This is a genomic window from Streptomyces sp. SID3212, from assembly GCF_009865405.1.
Lineage (GTDB): Bacteria > Actinomycetota > Actinomycetes > Streptomycetales > Streptomycetaceae > Streptomyces.
On the sequence record NZ_WWJY01000398.1, the window covers coordinates 1 to 4914 of the forward strand.

Below are 4914 nucleotides of genomic sequence, written 5' to 3' on the forward strand. Positions count from 1 at the left end.
GCGGCCTCGGTCGGCACGGCCTCGGTGCGGTTGGCGCCGACGCCGGTGGACCGCCCGTACACCCGTCCCGACGCGGCCAGCTCGCGCGCCGCGTCCCAGGTCCGCTCGACGCGCTTCATCGCGTCGGTGCCGGGGACGGGACGGGCGGCGCCGTCGGCCAGCCGTACGACGTCGGCCACCGGGAGGCTCTGCCCGTCCAGGACGACCACGGCGGCGGCCACCGGGTACGGCGGGTGGGACGACATCATGCGCGCATGCCCCCTTTTGGCATCCATTCAGCCACACACAACTCTGCATGACTATATGCAAGCCGGGCAAGCGCGGCAGCTGTCAGGCGCAACCCTTCTCCGGGGTCAAGGCTCCGGACCACGGCTCCGGGTCCGGCTCCAGCTCCGGATCACGGCTCCGGGTCAGGCGTACTCCTTCTCCCGGGGCGCGAAGATCAGGTTGCGGCTCTTGCCCGGCCGCCCGTCGGCGATCGGCACGAGCCTGCGGTCGGACTCCGAGATCCAGCGGAAGGTGTAATCGAGGTCCCGGAAGGGCTCGGTGAGCTGGTCCAGCAGCGTCGACTGGAGCGCTTCGAGGATGACGACGGGCCGGTCGCGCTTGAGGAGGTGCCGGGCCCCGGCGAGGACGCTCGGCTCGTGGCCCTCGACGTCGATCTTGATCAGGTCGACCGGGGTGTCCCCCAGGGCGTCGTCCAGGGAGACGAGCTGCACCCGGCTGGTGATCGCGCTGGCCACGGGCTTGGTGAAGTCCTCCAGGGAGGAGCCGGTGGACAGTAGGTTCACCAGCGGGAAGCGGATGTTGATGTCCGCGAACCCCACGTGGTCGGAGACGCCCTTCTGGTGCAGCACCAGGTTCTTGACGCCGTTGATCCGGTGGTTGACGGCCAGCCTGGCGTGGATGGGCGGGACCGGCTCGAACGCGTGCACCTTGGCCTTGGGGGCGGAGAGGGCCGCGATCATCGCGTAGTAGCCGACGTGCGCGCCGACATCGAGGACCGTACGGCTGCCGGCGGCGAGGCGGCTCCAGTGGTAGAGGCTCGCCGACTCGTAGCCGAAGCGGCCGTTCCACACGGTGTCGAGGGCGACGGCCTCGTCGTTCGCGCAGAACATGACGAACGGCGGACAGAGGCCCGAGTCGATCTCCACCCACCCGTGGTGGGGAAAGGCCTTGCGGTGGGTGTTCAGGATCTCGGTGGTCGTGACCGGCCGGATGCGCGCGGCCTCCGCCGCGGTCACCCGGTTCCCCGCGTCGAGGTCTTGGATCCGGGTCCCGCGCGGGGCGGCGGCGGGCCGGCCGGAGCCCGGCTGCGCCCGGCGTGCGGCTGACGAGATCTTGCGGAGGATCTTCACGGGTCTCCTTGGATGTCTTCCGACGGAAGGGCCGTTCGAGTGTGCCGATGTTGTCGCCGCCCGCTGAGCGCAGGATGTTCACCGGGTGAACGTGAGGCGAATGCCTGGGCGTCGGCCCCGGCGCGTGCGGGGGACCGGAAAATGGGGGGGTTACCCCCAGGGACCGCGAGCACTCCCGCTTCGTACGGTGGTCCGCATGGAAGCCTTCGATCCTGAGCTCAAGAAGGAGCTCGACGCGACCCTTCAGGCCCGCCGGGAGCTGGGGACGGAGTACGAGCCCGCGCTCGTCGAGTCGTTCCTGGAGAAGGTCGAGCAGCGCCTCGACGGGACGGTGGACCGCCGGGTACGGCGCCAGCTCGCCGAACAGCAGATGTCGGCGGCCCGCAGCAGCCGCTCGCCGGCCGGCCCCGAGGGGTTCGGTGAGCGGTTCGGCTTCGGCATCATCTCGCTGATCCTGGCCATCCCGCTGTCCGCGATCGCCGCCGTCCAGGCCGGCAACAAGGGGCTGATCGTCTGCTGGCTGGGCATCGTCGCGGTCAACACGGTGCATTCGTCGCACGGCTGGCCGTGGGCCGCGCGGCGGCGGCGCGAATCCGACTGGGAGGACTGAGGACCGGCGCGTACGACCCGGAGAGTCCCGGGCGCGGACCGCGCCCGGGAAAAAGTAAGCGCGGGGACCGCCGCACCCCCATTACTGGGGGGCGGGACGACGACGGTCCCCGCGAGGGACACGATCCGGGTCAGGGCCGGTTCTCGTGTCCTGGGCGTCCATGGAGGTCCGGGAGCCGCTCCGTAGTCCGTGACGCCGACAACAACCAATGTGCCGTACGCGTGTTAAGCGGGTGCTGCGTGGACGTGTCGCCCTCGTACCACTTTCGCGAATGCGCGAAACCCCGGGTCAATGTGCGGGGTGGGGCACGTCCTTGGACAGGAACGCCAGCAGATCCTGCCTGCTCACGACACCGGTCGGCTTTCCCTCCACCAGCACGATCGCCGCGTCGGCGCCGTCCGAGCCGCTCAGCGCGGCCATCAGGTCGGCGACCGCCTCACCGGAACCGACCTGCGGCAGCGGCCCCGACATGTGCTTCTCCAGCGCGTCGCCGAGCGCGGCCCGCTGGGTGAACAGCGCGTCCAGGAGGTCCCGTTCCACGACCGAGCCGATGATCTCGGCGGCCATCACGTCCGGGTGTCCCGCGCCCGGCTTCACGATGGGCATCTGGGAGACGCCGTACTCCCGCAGGACCTCGATGGCCTGCCCGACCGTTTCCTCCGGGTGCATGTGGAGGAGCGTCGGGATGGGGCCCTCCTTGTGCCGCAGGACGTCACCGACGGCCGCCGCGCCCCCGGTCTGCTCCAGGAACCCGTAGTCGTTCATCCACTCGTCGTTGAAGATCTTGCTGAGGTAGCCGCGCCCGCTGTCCGGCAGCAGGACGACCACGACGTCGTCGGGGCCGAGCCCCTCGGCGACCTTCAGCGCCGCCACGACCGCCATCCCGCAGGAGCCGCCGACGAGCAGCCCCTCCTCCTTGGCCAGCCGGCGGGTCATCCGGAACGAGTCCTTGTCGGACACGGCGACGATCTCGTCCGTGACCGTACGGTCGTACGCGGTCGGCCAGAAGTCCTCACCGACGCCCTCGACCAGGTACGGCCGGCCCGAGCCGCCCGAGTAGACGGACCCCTCGGGGTCCGCGCCGACGACGCGCACGCTGCCGCCGCTGACCTCCTTGAGGTAGCGGCCGGTGCCCGAGATGGTGCCGCCGGTGCCCACACCCGCCACGAAATGGGTGATTTTCCCCTCCGTCTGCTCCCACAGCTCCGGACCGGTGGTCTCGTAGTGCGAGCGGGGGTTGTTCGGGTTGCTGTACTGGTCCGGCTTCCAGGCGCCCGGCGTCTCCGTGACCAGCCGGTCGGAGACGTTGTAGTACGACTCCGGGTGGCTGGGATCGACCGCCGTCGGGCAGACGACGACCTCGGCGCCGTACGCGCGCATGACGTTGATCTTGTCCGTGGACACCTTGTCAGGGCACACGAAAACGCACTTGTACCCCTTCTGCTGGGCCACGATCGCGAGTCCGACGCCGGTGTTGCCGCTGGTCGGTTCGACGATCGTGCCGCCCGGCCGGAGCTCGCCGCTCTGCTCCGCCGCCTCGATCATGCGCAGGGCGATCCGGTCCTTCACCGAACCGCCCGGGTTGAAGTATTCGACCTTGGCCAGGACTGTCGCCCGAATGCCCGTGGTCACGCTGTTCAGTTTCAACAGCGGGGTATTGCCAACCAGACTGATCATCGAGTCGTGGAATTGCACCGTATGTCTCCGGGGTCTCCGTGATGGTCCGGCCAGCGTATGCGGAGACGCGCGAGATTGGGCGACGGTCCTTACGGGGCAGTTAGCTGGTGTACGTACTCACGCGTAGGGCGCGCGGCGTACGGCGTGCGGCGAGGAGGAGGTGGCTCGGACTGTGTCGAGGGCGAGGGTGGCACGGCGGATCGCGGCGGGCGCGGCCTACGGGGGCGGGAGCATCGGCCTGATCGGCGCGGCCGGCGTGGGGATCCTGCTGGCGGAGGCGCAGCTGGCGAAGCGGTCGGTGGGCGGCGGGATCGCACCCGTACCGCCGAGCGGTAACGGGTGGTACGGACTGGCCTTCGGGCACACCGATCCGCTGCGGATGGGCATGCTGGGCGATTCGACGGCGGCGGGGCAGGGCGTGCGCCGGGCGGGGCAGACCCCGGGGGCGCTGCTGGCCTCGGGGCTGGCGGCGGTCGCGGAGCGGCCGGTGGACCTGCGGAACGTGGCGCTGCCGGGGGCGCGCTCGGACGATCTGGACCGGCAGGTGACGCTGCTGCTGTCCGGCGCGGAGCCGCCGGAGGTCTGCGTGATCATGATCGGCGCGAACGACGTCACGCACCGGATGTCGGCGACGCGGTCGGTGCGGTACCTGTCGGCGGCGGTACGGCGGCTGCGGACGGCGGGCGCCGAGGTGGTCGTGGGGACCTGTCCGGACCTGGGCACGATCGAGCCGGTGTACCAGCCGCTGCGCTATCTGGCGCGCCGGGTGAGCCGGCAGCTGGCGGCGGCGCAGACGATCGTGGCGGTCCAGCAGGGGGCCCGTACGGTCTCGCTGGGGGACCTGCTGGGTCCTGAGTTCGCGGAGAACCCCCGGGAGCTGTTCGGGCCTGACAACTACCACCCGTCGGCCGAGGGGTACGCGACGGCGTCGATGGCCGTCCTGCCCACGCTGTGCGCGGTGCTGGGCCTGTGGCCGGAGACCGATCACCTCGACGTGTCGCGTGACGAGGACATGCTCCCGGTGGCCAAGGCCGCCTCGGCCGCCGCGTCCCGGGCGGGCACGGAGGTCGCCGGCGCGCGCGGGCCGTGGGCCCTGTTGAAACACCGGCGGCGCAGGCACCCGGTCACGCCGGTGGACGTGGCCCCCCAGGAGGCGGCCCCCGAGGACATCGCCTCCCAGGACGCCCAGGATCTCGCCTCCCAGGAGGCGGCCCCGCACAACACCACCCCCCGGGGCGCGAGCGTCGCGGACCCGGACGCCGAGACGCC

The 4914-nt window shown here is 71.2% G+C and carries 5 protein-coding genes; 2 read left to right on the top strand and 3 right to left on the bottom strand.

What is annotated here, in order from left to right; translation table 11 throughout:
* Together GT042_RS12090 and GT042_RS38980 are read right to left on the bottom strand one after the other, a co-directional pair.
* A partial coding sequence (locus GT042_RS12090) for an aromatic amino acid lyase (RefSeq protein WP_202532673.1) occupies positions 1 to 248 on the bottom strand: 248 nt, incomplete at its 3' end.
* A 162-nt stretch (positions 249 to 410) separates the two neighbouring features.
* Entirely contained in the window at positions 411 to 1358 is a 948-nt protein-coding gene (locus tag GT042_RS38980) for an FkbM family methyltransferase (RefSeq protein ID WP_161308724.1), read from the bottom strand.
* Positions 1359 to 1554: 196 nt separating this feature from the next.
* On the opposite strand from GT042_RS38980, the gene GT042_RS12100 reads away from it, so the two are divergent.
* Positions 1555 to 1968, top strand: coding sequence for a hypothetical protein (locus tag GT042_RS12100; RefSeq protein ID WP_161308725.1), 414 nt, complete (start codon positions 1555 to 1557; stop codon positions 1966 to 1968).
* 288 nt (positions 1969 to 2256) lie between these two features.
* Here the strand turns inward: GT042_RS12100 and GT042_RS12105 are convergent, their stop codons facing one another.
* Positions 2257 to 3663, bottom strand: coding sequence for a cystathionine beta-synthase (locus tag GT042_RS12105; protein ID WP_161308726.1), 1407 nt, complete (start codon positions 3661 to 3663; stop codon positions 2257 to 2259).
* 169 nt (positions 3664 to 3832) lie between these two features.
* Here GT042_RS12105 and GT042_RS12110 point away from each other — a divergent pair.
* The coding region (locus tag GT042_RS12110; protein ID WP_161308727.1) for an SGNH/GDSL hydrolase family protein at positions 3833 to 4914 on the top strand (1082 nt) is incomplete at its 3' end.